Annotated in this window: 13 protein-coding genes; 5 read left to right on the top strand and 8 right to left on the bottom strand. The window is 69.4% G+C overall.

Translation table 11 applies throughout. The features are described from left to right. Window positions 1–17: 17 nt before the first annotated feature. From H6G16_RS01870 to H6G16_RS01860, 3 genes are all read right to left on the bottom strand, one after another. Window positions 18–1058, bottom strand: a complete 1041-nt coding sequence (locus H6G16_RS01870) for an NAD-dependent epimerase (RefSeq protein ID WP_277874964.1) — start codon at window positions 1056–1058, stop codon at window positions 18–20. 104 nt (window positions 1059–1162) lie between these two features. Continuing rightward, a complete protein-coding gene (locus H6G16_RS01865; protein WP_190388636.1) occupies window positions 1163–2104 on the bottom strand; it encodes a UDP-glucuronic acid decarboxylase family protein in 942 nt (313 codons plus the stop codon). A gap of 3 nt (window positions 2105–2107) precedes the next feature. Beyond that, window positions 2108–3505, bottom strand: coding sequence for a nucleotide sugar dehydrogenase (locus H6G16_RS01860; RefSeq protein WP_190388635.1), 1398 nt, complete (start codon window positions 3503–3505; stop codon window positions 2108–2110). Window positions 3506–3558: 53 nt separating this feature from the next. On the opposite strand from H6G16_RS01860, the gene galE reads away from it, so the two are divergent. The 5 genes from galE to H6G16_RS01835 are packed head-to-tail and all read left to right on the top strand — an operon-like array spanning window position 3559 to window position 9170. After that, the gene (gene galE, locus H6G16_RS01855; RefSeq protein WP_190388734.1) at window positions 3559–4602 is read left to right on the top strand and encodes a UDP-glucose 4-epimerase GalE; all 1044 of its coding nucleotides are present in this window, start codon (window positions 3559–3561) and stop codon (window positions 4600–4602) included. Then, window positions 4592–6691 carry a selenide, water dikinase SelD gene (selD, locus tag H6G16_RS01850; RefSeq protein ID WP_190388634.1) on the top strand — a complete coding sequence of 700 codons (2100 nt, stop codon included), beginning with the start codon at window positions 4592–4594 and terminating at the stop codon, window positions 6689–6691. The genes galE and selD overlap by 11 nt, the downstream gene beginning before the upstream one ends. Before the next feature lie 54 nt (window positions 6692–6745). Then, the gene (locus H6G16_RS01845) at window positions 6746–7777 is read left to right on the top strand and encodes a KpsF/GutQ family sugar-phosphate isomerase (RefSeq protein ID WP_190388633.1); all 1032 of its coding nucleotides are present in this window, start codon (window positions 6746–6748) and stop codon (window positions 7775–7777) included. Then, window positions 7774–8604, top strand: a complete 831-nt coding sequence (gene kdsA / locus H6G16_RS01840) for a 3-deoxy-8-phosphooctulonate synthase (protein ID WP_190388632.1) — start codon at window positions 7774–7776, stop codon at window positions 8602–8604. Before H6G16_RS01845 ends, kdsA begins: the two co-directional genes overlap by 4 nt. A 5-nt stretch (window positions 8605–8609) precedes the next feature. Next, window positions 8610–9170: a phosphatase gene (locus H6G16_RS01835; protein WP_190388733.1), complete on the top strand. Its 561-nt coding sequence runs from the start codon at window positions 8610–8612 to the stop codon at window positions 9168–9170. Here the strand turns inward: H6G16_RS01835 and kdsB are convergent. From kdsB to H6G16_RS01810, 5 genes are read right to left on the bottom strand one after another with little or no spacing between them, the layout of a single operon-like run. After that, window positions 9167–9949, bottom strand: coding sequence for a 3-deoxy-manno-octulosonate cytidylyltransferase (gene kdsB / locus H6G16_RS01830; protein ID WP_190388631.1), 783 nt, complete (start codon window positions 9947–9949; stop codon window positions 9167–9169). The genes H6G16_RS01835 and kdsB overlap by 4 nt on opposite strands. A 9-nt stretch (window positions 9950–9958) precedes the next feature. After that, window positions 9959–11173, bottom strand: a complete 1215-nt coding sequence (locus H6G16_RS01825; RefSeq protein ID WP_190388630.1) for a CCA tRNA nucleotidyltransferase — start codon at window positions 11171–11173, stop codon at window positions 9959–9961. Between the two features lie 23 nt (window positions 11174–11196). Beyond that, window positions 11197–13593 (bottom strand): UvrD-helicase domain-containing protein, encoded by a 2397-nt coding sequence (locus H6G16_RS01820; protein ID WP_190388629.1) that lies wholly within the window; start codon window positions 13591–13593, stop codon window positions 11197–11199. Between the two features lie 10 nt (window positions 13594–13603). Further along, a complete protein-coding gene (locus H6G16_RS01815) occupies window positions 13604–14677 on the bottom strand; it encodes a glycosyltransferase family 1 protein (protein WP_190388628.1) in 1074 nt (357 codons plus the stop codon). A 17-nt stretch (window positions 14678–14694) separates the two neighbouring features. Continuing rightward, window positions 14695–15408, bottom strand: a complete 714-nt coding sequence (locus H6G16_RS01810) for a heme oxygenase (biliverdin-producing) (RefSeq protein ID WP_190388627.1) — start codon at window positions 15406–15408, stop codon at window positions 14695–14697. Window positions 15409–15444 lie beyond the last annotated feature (36 nt).

Raw genomic sequence — 15444 nt, 5'->3', positions numbered from 1 at the left:
AGTCTGCCTGCCGGCGCTCAGGCGGAACTGGCGGCGTAGGTGGCGCGGTACCAGCGGGCGAAGCGCTCCACCCCCACCTCGATCGACGTCGCGGGCCGAAAGCCCACCCAGGCCTCCAGCAGGGCCGTGTCAGCGGCGGTGGCCTCCACATCACCGGGCTGCATCGGTTGCAGATCCCGGATCGCCCGCCGGCCCAGGGCCTGCTCCAGCACGTCGATGAAGTGCAGCAGCTCCACCGGCTCGCTGTTGCCGATGTTGAACACCCGGTGCGGGGCCCAGCTGGTGGCTGGATCGGGCACCGAGGCATCGAAGGCGGGATTGGGGGTGGCGGGCCGGTCGGCGCAGGCGATCACCCCGGAGACGATGTCATCGATGTAGGTGAAATCCCGGCGCATGCGGCCCTGGTTGAACACCCGGATCGGCTCGCCGGCCAGGATCGCTTTGGCGAACAGCATCGGCGCCATGTCGGGCCGGCCCCAGGGGCCGTACACCGTGAAGAAGCGCAGGCCGGTGGCCGGTAGCCCGTAGAGGTGGCTGTAGGTGTGGGCCATCAGTTCGTTGGCCTTTTTGGTGGCCGCATACAGGCTCACCGGGTGGTTCACCGGCTGGTGCTCCGTGAACGGCAGGTTGGTATTGCCGCCGTACACCGAGCTACTGGAGGCGTACACCAGATGCTCCACATCGTGGTGGCGGCAGCCCTCAAGGATGTGGCCAAACCCCACCAGATTGCTCTGGATGTAGGCCGCCGGATTCTCCAGCGAATAGCGCACCCCCGCCTGGGCGGCCAGGTGGATCACCCTGGTGGGCTTGTGCTGGGCGAAGACGGCCTCCACCGCCGCCCGATCCTCCAGATCGGCCTCAATCAGCGTCCAGGAAGCACCGCCGGTGCGGGACTGCGTTGGCTGCAGCTGGGCGATCCGCGCCCGCTTCAACACAGGGTCGTAGTAGGGATTGAAGTTGTCCAACCCCACCACCCGCTCGCCGCGGGCCAACAGGCGCTCGCACACGGCCGCACCGATGAAGCCCGCGGCACCCGTGACGAAAATGGTCATGGGCAGCGGGCGGGGGGAGCGGCTTGATCACTCCACAGGAGCCTGGGCTGAGTTCTGGTCAAGCTGTACGGAATCAGGGAGGGCAGCTGGGGGGAGGGGTCCTTCGGCATTCAGCTGAGCGCCTCGCGGAAGAAGGCGATGGTGGGCTCCAGCCCCTGCTCCAGCGGCACCGTGGGCTGCCAGCCCAGCTCCTGCTGCGCCAGCGCGATCACCGGTTGGCGTTGCAGCGGATCATCCGCCGGCAGGGGTTGTTCGATCAGCGGCAGCTCGGGGTTGATCCGCTCGCGCACCAGCTCCGCCAGCTGGCGGATGGTGAATTCGCCCGGGTTGCCAATGTTGATCGGGCCGGTGTGGGCCCCATTCATCAGCCGGATCAGACCCTCCACCAGATCGTCCACGTAGCAAAACGAGCGGGTTTGACTGCCGGTGCCATAGAGGGTGAGCGGTTCACCGCGCAACGCCTGAACAATGAAGTTGCTCACCACCCGGCCGTCGTCGGGCAGCATCCGCGGCCCGTAGGTGTTGAAGATCCGCGCCACCCGGATCTCGGTGCCGTGCATGCGCCGGTAGTCGAAGCACAGCGTCTCGGCGATGCGCTTGCCCTCGTCATAGCAGCTGCGCAATCCAATGGTGTTGACGCAACCCCGGTAGCTCTCGGGCTGGGGATGCACCTCCGGATCGCCATACACCTCACTGGTGCTGGCCAGCAGCAACCGCGCCCCCACCCGCCGGGCCAGGCCGAGCATGTTGTAGGTGCCCAGGAAGCTGGTTTTGGCGGTCTTGATCGGGTTGTGCTGGTAGTGCACCGGTGAGGCCGGGCAGGCGAGGTGCCAGATCCGATCCACCTCGAGCTTGATCGGCTCGGTGACATCGTGGCGGATCAGCTCAAAGCGCGGATGGCCGATCCACTGCTCCACGTTGGCCTTGCGGCCGGTGAAGTAGTTGTCGAGGCAGAGCACCTCCTCGCCGGCCGCCATCAGCCGGTCCACCAGGTGCGACCCCACGAAGCCGGCGCCGCCGGTGACCAGGTTGCGGGGGAGAGAAACGGGCATGACTCAGCCCTCCCCCACGGTCCACACCTGCAGACCCGCGGCGCGGGCAGCGCCGGCGTCCGCCCTGGCCCGGGCATCAAACAGCCAGGCCGGCTGGCGCATCAGCGCCGCCACTGCCGGCCAATCGATCGCGGCAAACTGTTGCCACTCCGTGAGCAGCAGCAGGGCATCGGCACCGCTGGCCGCCTGCTGCACATCGCTCACAGCGTGCCAGCTCCCCTCGGCTGCGTGTTCGCCACTGGCCGCACCTGCCGGCTGGCCCAGGTCGCGAGCCATCTGCCCCTCGCTCACCTTGGGATCCACGATCGCCAACACCGCCCCCTCCTCCAGCAGATCCCGGCAGATGCGGATCGCCGGCGATTCACGGGTGTCGTTGGTATCGGCCTTGAAGGCAAAGCCAAGGATCCCGATCCGCTTACCGCTCACCGTGCCGAACAGCTTGTTCACCACCAACTTGGCAATGCGGTGCTGCTGCCAGGTGTTGAGCGTCACCACCTGCTCCCAGTAGGCCGCCACCTCCTCCAGGCCGTAGTGGCGGCACAGGTACACCAGATTCAGGATGTCCTTCTGGAAGCAACTGCCCCCAAACCCCGGCCCCGCCTGCAGAAACTTCGGCCCGATGCGGCTGTCGGCCCCGATCGCCCGGGCCACCTCCCGCACATCCGCCCCCGTGGCCTCGCAGAAGGCGGCAATGCTGTTGATCGAGCTGATCCGCTGGGCCAGAAAGGCATTGGCCGTGAGCTTGGAGAGCTCACTGCTCCAGAGATTAGTGCGCAGGATTTTCTGGGGCTCCACCCACTGGCCGTAGATGCCCGCCAGGGCCGCGATCGCCTCGGGGTCCTCCCCGCCGATCAGCACCCGATCAGGAGCCTCCAGATCCGCAATCGCCGTACCCTCCGCCAGGAATTCGGGGTTGGAGAGCACCGCGAAACTCTTGCCCGCCGGCCCCGCATCCAGAATCGCCTTCACCGCCGCAGCCGTGCGCACCGGCAGGGTGCTCTTCTCCACCACGATCGTGTGGCCCTGGGCCGCCTGGGCCACGGTGCGGGCACTGGCTTCCACCCACTTGAGATCGCTGGCCTGGCCGGCCCCCAGGCCCTTGGTTTTGGTGGGGGTGTTCACCGACAGGAACACCATGTCGGCCGCCGCGATCGCCTCCTCCACCGCCGTGGAAAAGTGCAGATTGCGGCCCCGGCAGCGGCCCACCACCGCATCGAGTCCCGGCTCGTAGACGGGCAGCTGGCTGAGGTCGGGATCGTTCCAGGCGGCGATCCGCTCGGCATTCAGATCAACCACCGTCACCTGGAGCTCAGGGCAGCGGTCGGCAATCACCGCCATCGTCGGCCCACCCACGTAGCCCGCGCCGATGCAGCAAATGCTGCGGATGGTTGGTGACGCCATGGAACGGGGCAAGCCCAGAGGGAGAGACTATTCCGGAAGCATGGATGACCCGCTTGGCCCAACTGCTGATTACGGGAGGCGCCGGCTTCATCGGCAGCCACACCGCCCTGGTGTTGCTGGAGGCCGGCCACAACCTGGTGGTGCTCGACAATTTCTCCAACAGCGCCCCGGAAGCCCTGCGGCGGGTGCAGGAGCTGGCCGGCCCTGAAGCCGCCCAGCGGTTGACGGTTGTGGAGGGCGACATCCGCTCGGCAGCCGATCTGGATCGCACCTTCGCCGCGGCCCCCGGCGACCAGCCCGTGGCGGCGGTGATCCACTTCGCCGGGCTCAAGGCGGTGGGGGAATCGGTGCGCGAGCCGCTGCGCTACTGGGATGTGAACCTGGCGGGCTCACGCCAGCTGCTGGCAGCCATGCAGGCCCACGGCTGCCGCACCCTGGTGTTCAGCAGCAGCGCCACCCTTTACGGCTACCCCGAAGTGGTGCCGATCCCCGAGACGGCCCCGATCCAGCCAATCAACCCCTACGGCCACAGCAAGGCCGCCGTGGAGCAGCTGCTGGACGATCTGGCCGCCAGTGAGCCCGGTTGGCGCATCGCCCGACTGCGCTACTTCAACCCCGTGGGGGCCCACCCCAGTGGGCGCATCGGCGAAGACCCCAGCGGCGTCCCCAACAACCTGTTCCCCTTCGTGAGCCAGGTGGCGGTGGGGCGGCGGGCGGAGCTGCAGGTGTTCGGTGGCGACTGGCCTACCCCCGATGGCAGCGGCATCCGCGACTACATCCACGTGATGGATCTGGCCGAGGGGCACCGGGCCGCCCTCGATGTGCTGCTCGCGGAGCCGCCCCAGCTGCTCACCCTCAACCTGGGCAGCGGCGAGGGCCACTCCGTACTCGATGTGGTGCGGGCGTTTGAAGCCGCCAGTGGTCGCCCGGTGCCCTTCCAGATCGTCGCCCGGCGCGACGGCGATGCCGCCAGCACGGTGGCCGATCCGCGCCTGGCCGCCGAACGGCTGGGCTGGCGCACCCGCCGCGGGCTGGCCGACATGTGTCGCGACGGCTGGTGCTGGCAACAGGCCAATCCCCACGGCTATGGCCACTGAAGGCAGGCTGGTGCTGGCCGGTGGCGGCCACAGCCATGCCCTCGTGCTGCGAATGTGGGCGATGGCACGGGGTGGGCCCGGTCGACGCCCACCGGCCCGAATCACCCTGGTGAGTCGCCACAGCACGGCCCTTTATTCGGGCATGGTGCCGGGGCTGGTGGCCGGTCTGTACGACATCCGGGCCTGCAGCATCGACCTGCGCCGCCTCTGCCGGCTGGCCGGGGTGACCTTCGTGCAGGCGGAGATCACGGGCCTCGATCCCCAGGCCCGGGAGCTGCAGCTGAAAGGACGGCCCAGGCTGGGCTGGGACTGGCTCAGCCTCGATGTGGGGGCCGAAACCATCGACATCGAGGAAGGGGCGATGGCCATCAAGCCCCTGGAGCCGTTCCTGCAGTGGTGCGGACAGCAGCACCAGGGCGGAATCCGAATCCGGGGCGGTGGCGCGGCGGCCGTGGAGGTGGCCCTGGCCCTGCGGGCCCGGGGGCTGCAACCGGAGCTGCGATTGCGGGGCAGCGCGCTCCATCTGGGCTCGGCAGCGGCCAACCGGCTGGGCGAACGGTTGCTCCAGGCCGCCGGCATCACGCTCCAGACACACAGCCCCGAAGGTGCGGGGGCCGACCTGGCCTGCACCGGCAGCCGTGCCCCCCGTTGGCTTGCCGCCAGCGGACTGCCCAGCGATGCCCGGGGGCGGCTGCTCACAGGGGCCAGCCTGGAAGTGCTGAACCATCCAGGACTGTTCGCCAGCGGCGACTGCGGCGTCCTCGCCGACCAGCCCCGCCCCCCCTCGGGCGTGTGGGCCGTGCGCTGCGCCCCGACCCTGGCCCACAACCTGAGCGCCGCCGTGATGGGCCGCCCGCTGCGGTCCTGGCGGGCCCAACGCTGGGCCCTGCAGCTGCTGGGCGATGGCGGAAGCCTGCGGCAGAAGCCCCAGGCGGTCGCCTTCTGGGGGCCCTGGGCCTTCGGGCCCAGCCGGCTGCTCTGGCGCTGGAAGCACCACCTCGATCAACGCTTCATGGACCGCTTCAGCGGCCTCCAGGCGATGGAACGAGGCAAAGTCACCCCCATGGCCTGCCGCGGCTGCGCCGCCAAGCTGGCCGCCAGCCCCCTCCAGGACGCCCTGGCGCGCAACGGTCTGGGCGGGAGCACCCCGGGGAGCGCTGAGGACGCCGCCGTGATCGGCCACACCCTGGAAGGCAGGCACCTGCTGCAGAGCGTGGATGGCTTCCCCGCGCTGGTGGATGACGCCTGGCTGAATGCGCGGCTCACCACCCTGCACGCCTGCAGCGACCTCTGGGCCTGCGGCGCCCGGGTGACAACCGTGCAAGCCGTGGTCACCCTGCCCGAGCTGGGGGAGCGGATCCAGGCCGACCTGCTCAGCGACACCCTGGCCGGAATCCAATCGGTGCTGGAACCCCTGGGTGCGCGGCTCATCGGCGGCCACACCTTGGAGGCCCGTGACAGCCACGGCCCTTCGGGGCTTCCGGGTGGCCTGAGCCTGGTGTTGAACGTGAATGGCTGCACGGCCGCCGGGGTGCCCTGGGCCAAGGGGCCGTTGCGGCCGGGCGATGGCCTGCTGCTGAGCCGGCCGATCGGCAGCGGCGTGCTGTTTGCCGCCGCCATGGCGGGCAGCGCCGAGCCCGCCTGGATCGACGCTGCCCTGCTTGAGATGCAACGAAGCCAGGCGGCCCTGGTGGAGCTCCTGGCCCGCCATGGCTGCCGGGCCTGCACCGATGTGACCGGCTTCGGGTTACTCGGCCACCTGGGCGAGATGCTGGCCGCCAGCCCCGCCCCCCGGCGCGTCACGTTGAAAGCCGCCGCAATCCCGGCCCTCGCCGGGGCCCTGCCCCTGCTGGAGCAGGGCTGGGCCAGCAGCCTGGCCCCCTCCAACGCCAGCGCCCTCGCCCTGCTGGGGAAGCGGATCGAGCTCGATGGCCCGGCCGACGCCGCCCGCCGGGGCCTGCTGATCGACCCCCAGACCTGCGGCCCCCTGCTGGCGGCCATTCCCGCCGATCAATGCGACGCCGCCCTCGCCGACCTGCAACAGGCCGGATTCTCCAAAGCGACCCTGATCGGCCAAGTGCACACCTAAATCTCGCTGCAGCGAACCGGCAGGGAGAATGGCTCCACTGCTGATCCCGGCGTCTTGTCTGCCCTCACCCGCTGCCTGGAGGAAGAGGCTGCTGCCATCGCCGCCGCCGCCCAGCGCCTCAGCAGCACCCAGGTGGAGGCGGCCCTGGACCTGCTCGAAGGCTGCCGGCAACGACGCGCCAAATTGGTACTGACCGGCGTGGGCAAGAGCGGCATCGTCGCCCGCAAGATCGCCGCCACCTTCTCTTCAATCGGCCTGACGGCCGTGTTTCTCAACCCCGTCGACGCCCTGCACGGCGACCTGGGCATCGTGGCGGCCGACGACGTGGCCCTGCTGCTCTCGAACAGCGGCGAAACCGAGGAGCTCCTCGCCATCCTTCCCCACCTGCGCCGCCGCGGCACCGCCCGCATCGCCCTGGTGGGACGCCTGGTCTCCAGCCTGGCGCAAGGCTGCGACGTGGTGCTGGATGGGGCGGTGGATCGGGAGGTCTGCCCGCTCAACCTGGCCCCCACCGCCAGCACGGCGGTGGCGATGGCGATCGGCGATGCCCTGGCGGCGGTGTGGATGGAGCGGGCCGGCATCTCACCGGAGGACTTCGCCATCAACCACCCGGCCGGATCCCTGGGCCGCCAGCTCACCCTCACCGTGGCCGATTTGATGGTGCCGGCCAGCGATCTGGAGGGTCTGTCCCCCGAGGCGCCCCTAGCTGAGGTGATCGGTCGTCTCACCGAGGGCAGCAACGGCAAGGGCAGCCTTGGGGCCGCCTGGGTGCAGGCCGCCGACAACCCCGCCGAGCTGGCCGGGCTGATCACTGACGGGGACCTGCGCCGAACCCTGCAACGCCATCCCCCCGACAGCTGGGCCGCCCTGCGCGCCGGCGCCATGGCCACCGCCAACCCGATCACCGTGGCGCCCGACACCCTGGCCGTCGCGGCCTTGGAACTGATGGAACGCAATCCCCGCCAGGCGATTTCGGTGCTACCGGTGGTGGATCCGACCCAGCCCCGCCAACTGATGGGCCTGCTTCGGCTGCACGATCTGGTGCAGGCTGGGTTCACCACCAGCCCCGCCGCTGAGCGCCCATGACGGCCATTCCCTTCACCCTGATCGCCGGGCCCTGCGTGATCGAAAACCGCGATCTGGTGCTGCAGGTTGCCGAGCAGGTGAGCACGCTCTGCCAGAAGCTGGGCATCCGCTACGTGTTCAAGGCCAGCTTCGACAAGGCCAACCGCAGCTCGGGCCAATCCTTTCGCGGTCCAGGCCCCGAGGAGGGGCTGGCGATCCTGCAGGAGGTAGGCCAGAGCTTCGGGGTGCCGGTGCTCACCGACATCCACGAAAGCCATCAGGCCGCCGCCGCCGCCCAGGCCGTGGACGTGCTGCAGATTCCCGCTTTCCTCTGCCGCCAGACCGACCTGCTGGAGGCCGCCGCCCAGGCCGTGGCCGGCACCACCAAGGTGGTGAACGTCAAGAAGGGGCAATTTCTGGCGCCCTGGGACATGGCCCAGGTGGTGAACAAAATGACGGAATTCGGCCTGGATCCGGCCAGCGGCCGCCTCTGGCTCACCGAACGGGGCTCCAGCTTTGGCTACAACACGCTCGTAGTGGACTACCGCGGCATCCCCCAGATGCAGGCCCTGGGCTGCCCGGTGATCTTCGATGCCACCCACGCCGTGCAGCAGCCGGGAGGGCGCGGCACCAGCACCGGTGGCCAGCGGGAGTTTGTGGCACCGCTCGCCAGGGCCGCGGTGGCCGTGGGCGTGGATGGCCTGTTCATGGAAACCCATCCCGATCCCGACAACGCCCTCAGCGACGGGCCGAACATGGTGCCCTTGCACCGGCTCGAAGCCCTGCTCCGCCAGCTGCTGGCCCTGCGCCAGGGGCTAGAGGGCGGCCTGGCGGCGAGCAGCCTGTGAGCCGGTTGCATCTGCGCTCGCGGCTGCAACGGCGCCTGCTCAGGCCACGCCTGCGCCAGATCCGCCTGCTGGTGTGCGATGTGGATGGGGTGCTCACCGATGGGGGGCTGCACTACGACGAACAGGGCCGGGTGGTGAAGCGCTTCGACGTGCGGGACGGGCTGGCGATCCGAATGCTGCAACGGGCCGGCATCGAGGTGGCCTTTCTGAGTGGTGGGCGCAGCGGCGCCATCGAGCAACGGGCCCGCCACCTGCAGGTGGGCCACTGCCTGGTGGGGGTGGGCGACAAGCTCGCGGCCCTGGAGCAACTCCAGGGCACGCTGAAGCTGGCTCGGGAGCACACCGCCTTCATCGGCGATGACCTCAACGACCTCACGGTGCGCCCCGCCACGGGGCTGCTGATCAGCCCTGCCGATGGAGCTGCGGGCCTGCGCCGCCAAGCCGACTGGGTGCTGCGGCGCCGGGGCGGCGACGGCGCCGTGCGGGAATTGGCGGAGTCCCTACTGCACCAGCGGGGGCTGTGGCGTCAGCTCAACCGACAGGGCTGGCGCGAGGGCAACGCCTAAGGCTGGGCCAGGGCCCGGGCCTGCTCCAGCTGCTCCGGGGTGTCCACCGAGAGGCAGTCCTGATCCACCACGAAGGTGAGCAGGGGAATGCCCGCGTCGATCAGGCGCAACTGCTCCAACTTCTCGAGATCCTCGAGGGGAGACACGGGCAGGGCCATCCAACCGGCCAGCACATCGGCCCGGTAGCCGTAGAGGCCCACGTGGCCCCAGTAGGTGGTGTGGTCGGCCCACTGCTCCGGCGGCACCCCGCGCAGGTGGGGCAGGGCACTGCGGGAGAAGGTGATGGCCCGCCCGTCGCCGGCCCGCAACACCTTCACCACGTTGGGATCGTGCAGCTTGTCGGCCGCCAGCGGATAGACGGGGGTCAGCACCGGCGGCCGCTCCAGGGCCACGAACTGGTGAACCATCGCCTCGATGATTCCCGGATCCAGCAGCGGCTGGTCCCCCTGGACGTTGATCACCAGGGTGTCTGCAGACAGGCCCCCCGCCATGGCCACCAGCTGCTCCACCACGCTGGCTAGACGCTCACTGCCGGAGCGGCAGCTGGGGGAGGTCATCAGCACCGGAAAGCCCCAGGCAGCGGCACCCGCACGCACCTGATCGCTGTCGGTGCACACCACCACGGCCGCCACGCCCCTGGCCTGACGGCAGCGCTCGAGAACATGCTGGAGCATGGGCTTACCGGCGATGTCGGCGAGCAACTTGCCAGGCAGCCGAGCCGATTCCAGCCGGGCCGGCACGGCCACCACGACGCAGGGATCAGGCACCGAATCGGTCATGGGCTGACGCTAAAGCCGCTCCCGCCGCAGCCGCTCAGCCCGCAGGTCCCGCAGCCGCTGGCCCAGCTCCGGCCCCTGGCCCATCCCACTGGCCAGCAGGTCGGCCGCAGCCTGCTCACTCTTGAGGTGGCGCCAGCGCAGCCACCAGCGCAGCAGGGGCCGCCGCGGCCCGGTGTCGCAGGCCAGGGCCAGGGCCACGGCCTCGACGCCGCAGCCCGGGGCCTCCAACAGGGCACACCACTGCTCCACCGTCAGGTTGCAGACCTGGGGCTGCTCCCCGATCCGGCGGCGTAGCTCCAACCAGTGCACCAAAAGCCGATGCTGGCGATGGGGCAGCTGCAGCCGCTCCGCCAAGGCCAGCGGATCCCTGGCCCCGGCCACCAGCGCCACCAACAGGGGCAGCCCCAGCCGCTGGGCCCAGCGCAGGCGCCGCGGCCAGGCCCCATCGGCCTGCAGGACCGGATCCAGCAGGGCCAGGGCACCCCAGCCCTGCAACACCGTGAGCGCCGCCAGCCAGGGCTCCCGCTCCAACAGCAGCTCCAGCTCCATGCGCAGGCGGGTGCCCAGGGCCGCCGGTGCCTGCCCCGGCGGATCCCCCGGCCGCCAGCCCCAGGGCCAGACCGCCAGGGCGGAGCGGGCCTGGTCGACGCTGCCGGGCTCCAGCTCCAGCCCGAGCCGGGCGGCATAGCGGGCACCGCGCACCAAGCGGGTGGGATCGTCGCGAACGCTGCCGTCATGGAGAAAACGCAGCTGCCGCTGCTCCAGATCCCGCTGCCCTCCGTGGGGATCGAGCAGGTGGCCACTGGCCAACTCCAGGGCCATGGCATTGATGCTGAAGTCGCGGCGGGCCAGGTCGTCGGCCAGGCCGCCAAAGCTCACCTGGGGGTTTTCAGCCGGCACCGGATAGGTCTCTCGCCGGGCCCTGGCCACATCGAGCAACACCAGCTCGCCGGCCAGGTTGAGTTCCAACTCCACCGTGCCGTAGGCCCCGTGCTCCTGGCAGCGCTGCACCACCTCCGGCCCCAGCTGCGCCACCAGCGCCTCCACCAGAGCGGAGGCCGGACCCTCCGCCACCAGATCCAGATCGGGCACCCCGAGCCAGGGGTCGTTGTGCACCCGATGCAACAGCAGATCGCGCACGGCGCCGCCCACCAGGGCGACCCGGCCCGTCCGGACCGCGCCCAGGGCCGTCAACACGGGGGCGGGGATGCCGGGAATCTCCACCTAGGCCTCTGCGGCGAAGGGCATCACACAGGTTCGATCGGGGCCAGACGGGGGTCGAGGATCTTGGGCCCCATCCCCTGGAATTTCACCGCAATCGACACCTTCTCACCACTGCCGAACAGGTGGGTCACCTGACCCTCCCCGAAACTGCTGTGCCGCAGGCGATCCCCCACCGCCCAGGCCCGGCTCGCCGCCCGCCGTCGCACCGCATTGGCGGGAGCACCGGCCGCACCGCCACCAGCTACCTGGCGTGAATCCTCGCGATCCACCCGGGTGAGGCGATCCAGGCGCTGCTCCCGGCGGATGGCCGCACCGCCGCTATGGGGAATGTCCCCCTGAACCAGCTCGCTCGGGAGTTCGGAGAGAAACACCGACGGCACCGCCGGTTCCCGCATGCCACCCCAGAGCCGCCGCTCACTGGCATGGGAGAGGAACAGGCGCTCCTTGGCCCGGGTGAGGCCCACATAACAAAGGCGGCGCTCCTCCTCCAGGGCGGAGGGGTCTTCCAGGGAGCGGTAGCTGGGGAAGAGGCCCTGCTCCATCCCCACCAGATAGACCACCGGAAATTCGAGGCCCTTGCTGGCGTGCAGGGTCATCAGGGTGACCCGGTCCTGCTCGGTGTCCTTGCTGTCGGCGTCGCTGGCCAGGGCCGCCGAAGCGAGGAAATCCTCCAGGGAGCCCTCCTCGTTCTCCTCCTGGTACTGGAGCGCAGCATTCACCAGTTCGTTGAGGTTCCGGCGGCGGTCTTCCGCTTCATCGGTGCCGTCGGCGATCAGCTCGGCCACGTAGCCGCTCTGCTCCATCACCCGCTGCACCAGCTCGGACGGGGCGATGTCCTGGGCGCAGGCCTGCAGGCCATTGATCAGCTCGCAGAACTGCAACAGCCCCTTCGCCGACCGCCCCCCCAGGGAGCGCACCGCCTCCGCATCACTCACCACGTCCCAGAGGGGAATGCCGAGCTGGTTGGAGGCGTCGGTGAGCCGCTCGATGGTGGTTTTGCCGATGCCGCGCTTGGGGGTGTTCAGCACCCGCAGCAGGCTGACGGTATCGGCGGGATTCACCAGCAACTTCAGGTACGCGAGCACATCCTTGATCTCGCGGCGGTCGTAGAAGCGCAGCCCTCCCACCACGATGTAGGGGATGCCCCAGCGCACCAGCGACTCCTCCATCGCCCGACTCTGGGCATTGGTGCGATAGAGCACCGCCATGTCGCCCCAGCTGAGATCGGGGTGGGCGGCTTCGAGCATGCGCATGCGGTGCACCACCGCCTCGGCTTCGGCGATCTCGTCGTCGCAGCGGGTGAGGGAGATCAGCTCCCCCTCGCCGCGGGTGGGCCGCAGCACCTTGTCGATCCGCTCGCTGTTGTGGGCAATCAGGGCGTTGGCCGCCTCCAGGATCGTGGCGGTGGAGCGGTAGTTCTCCTCCAGCTTCACCATCGTGTTGGTGACATCGCCGGGGGCACCGTCGCCGAAATCGTCCTGAAAGCCCATCAAGATCGTGAAGTCGGCGGCGCGGAAGCTGTAGATGCTCTGGTCGGCATCGCCCACCACGAACACCGAACGGCCATTCCAGTCGTCGTAGGCGGCCGGATCGCGACCATTGGTGACCAGCAGCTTGATCAGGTCGTACTGGGTGCGGTTGGTGTCCTGGTATTCATCCACCAGCACGTGGCGGAAACGCCGGTGCCAGTAATCGCGGATCTGCTCGTTCTGGCGCAGCAGCTGCACCGGCAACAACAGCAGGTCGTCGAAATCGAGGGCGTTGTTGGCAGCCAGGGCGCGCCGATAGCGCCGGTACGTCTCCGCCATCAACCGACCCCGCTGGCCTCCGGCATCGGCTTCCAGCTGCTCGGGCATCCAGCCCTGGTTCTTGGCGTTGCTGATGGCCCAGCGCACCTTCTTGGGCTCAAAGCGTTTGGGATCGAGCTGCAGCTCCTGGGTCACGATCTCCTTGATCAGGCTCTGTACGTCGTTCTCGTCGTAGATCGAGAACTGGCGCGTCCAGCTGAGCCCTTCGGGATCCTTGAACTTGTCGATATCGAAGCGCAGCAGCCGGGCGAACAGGGCGTGGAAGGTGCCGATCCACAGCTCCTTGATCACCTCGCGATAGATGCGGCTGCGCAGCTGGCGCTGCTCCACCGCCGGCAGGGTGCTCCAGGGCTGGCCGAACTGGCTCTGGGCCAGCTTCTGGGCCAGCAGCAGCTCCAGCCGCTCCTTCATCTCGCGGGCCGCCTTGTTGGTGAATGTGACGGCGAGCAGATGGGCCGGATCGGCGCCGTGGTGGCCGATCAGGTGGGCGATGCGGTGGGTGAGAGCTCGCGTTTTACCGCTGCCCGCACCGGCCACCACCAGCAGCGGGCCGGTGTGGTGGTCCACCGCCTTGCGCTGGGCGTCGTTCAGGCCGGCGAGGAAAGCACTCATGGGGCCGACCCTAGGCAAGCCGGCGGGCCAGTCCAGCGGGAAGCCGCTTGCCCAACCGCTGCCGCCAGCGCTCCAGCCGCAACCGGGCCAGGGAAGGAGCTCGCAGCGGCACGTCACCCCCCTGGAGCCGATCCAAGTGGGCGTTGATGGCCACCAGGGCCTGGCGCCAGCGCTCCCGCAACCGGGGCTCGCTCAGCTCTTCGAGCAGCTCCTCCAGCTGGCGCGGCGGCGGCAGCCAGGTAGACGGATCGGCCACCGCCGCCGTGATCCGTTCCACATCGGCCGCCAGGGTGCCCGCCCCGATCTGATGGGCCAGACCGCCGGGATCGAGGGTGTCGGCCAGGGCATGGTTGAAGCTGCTGAACAGCACGCAGCCACAGGCCAGGGCCTCCACCGGCGGCAGGCCAAACCCCTCACTCACGCCGCTGCAGCGCCAGTGGTCGGCCGAGTCGTAGAGCACCACCGTGGCGCTGTTGAACAGGCCCACCAGATCGTCCACCCAGCCGTCCTGCACCTCCACCCGCAGCCCCCGGGCCCGCAGGGCCGGCACCAACTGCTCCAGCACGTAGGCGCTGCACTTGCGCCGTTGCACCAGCACATCGATCGAGCGGCCGCCAGGCTCTGGCGGGGCGCCCAGATTGGCGGGGCGAGCTCCCCGGGCGATCCAACTGGCCCCGAGGGCATTGGGCACCAGAAACAGGGGATTGCGGCTGGCCCACTGGCCCCAGTAGCCCAGGGTGTTGCGGCTCACCGCCAGCACCGGCACCCCGGGGGGCAGCCGAAAGCCATAGCCGCTGCTGTGGGCGTGATAGGCCGCCGGCCTGCCCCGCAACGCCCGCAACTGACGGGGCACATCGAAACCCCAGCTCACGATCCAAAGGGCCTGATCAGCAGCGGCGGCACCCAGGGGCTCCGCCCGCAACAGGTCGGCCAGATAGGGCACGTCCGCTTCCCGCTGCCGGTAGGTGACCAACTGGGTGGGCACCAGGTCAGCCAACAGGCGGGCGGTCTGCTGCTCCACCAACAGTCCACCGCAGCGAAACCTGCCGGTGGTGCCGGGAACCAGAAAGCGAAGGGGCCTCAAGGGCTGGGGGGGCGAAGTCAGGCGGCGACGGCCTCGGTGCTGCCGGCCCGCTGGCGGCGGGTGAGGAAGCCGAACAGCACCTTGCCGATGGCGGCGATCAGGTTGCCCTCGAGCTCCTGGAACATGACCATGTTGAGGTGGAAGGCCTGATTGGCCTCCTCCACGATGCGATCGGCCATGGCCTGATCGATCGGCAGGCTGTCGAGCACGGCGCGGTAGTTGGCCTTGAAGCCCTTCTCGTCGGGAATGGCGTCGAATTCGTAGAAGCGCAGGCCGTCGTGTTCACCCAGATTCATCGCCTTCTGGGCGATGTTCTTGAGGATCTGACCGCCGGAGAGGTCGCCGATATAGCGGGTGTAGTGGTGGCCCACCAGCAGCTCGGGGCACTCCCGAGCCACCTGGTGCAGGCGGTCGACGTACTGCTGGGCGCCAGGGGTGGGCTGGACGGCACTGCGCCAGTCGCTGCCGAAATAGAAGGCGAGGTCCTGCTCCAGGCTGTCGCGGCGGTTGAGCTCCGGGAAGCCGACCGGCCCCACCACCGGGTGGTCCCTGAGCTTGCCGAACTCCTCCTCCATGGCCGAATAGACGAAGTAGAGGTCGGCCACCAGGGTGCGGTAACTGGCCTTATCGACCACCCCCTTGAGGAAGCAGCTCACGAAGCCGGTGTTCTCCGCCATCGTGTGGGCTTTCTTGGTGCCTTCACGCAGTTGGGAAGCAAGGGCGACAGCCATCAGACGGGGGCGCTGCACGGGCGAAGGGCCAAATTA

The sequence above is a fragment of the Cyanobium sp. FACHB-13342 genome, from assembly GCF_014697415.1.
Taxonomy (GTDB): domain Bacteria; phylum Cyanobacteriota; class Cyanobacteriia; order PCC-6307; family Cyanobiaceae; genus Cyanobium_A.
Note: the sequence above shows the minus strand (reverse complement) of the source record. Positions and strands in the feature narration are given on the sequence as shown.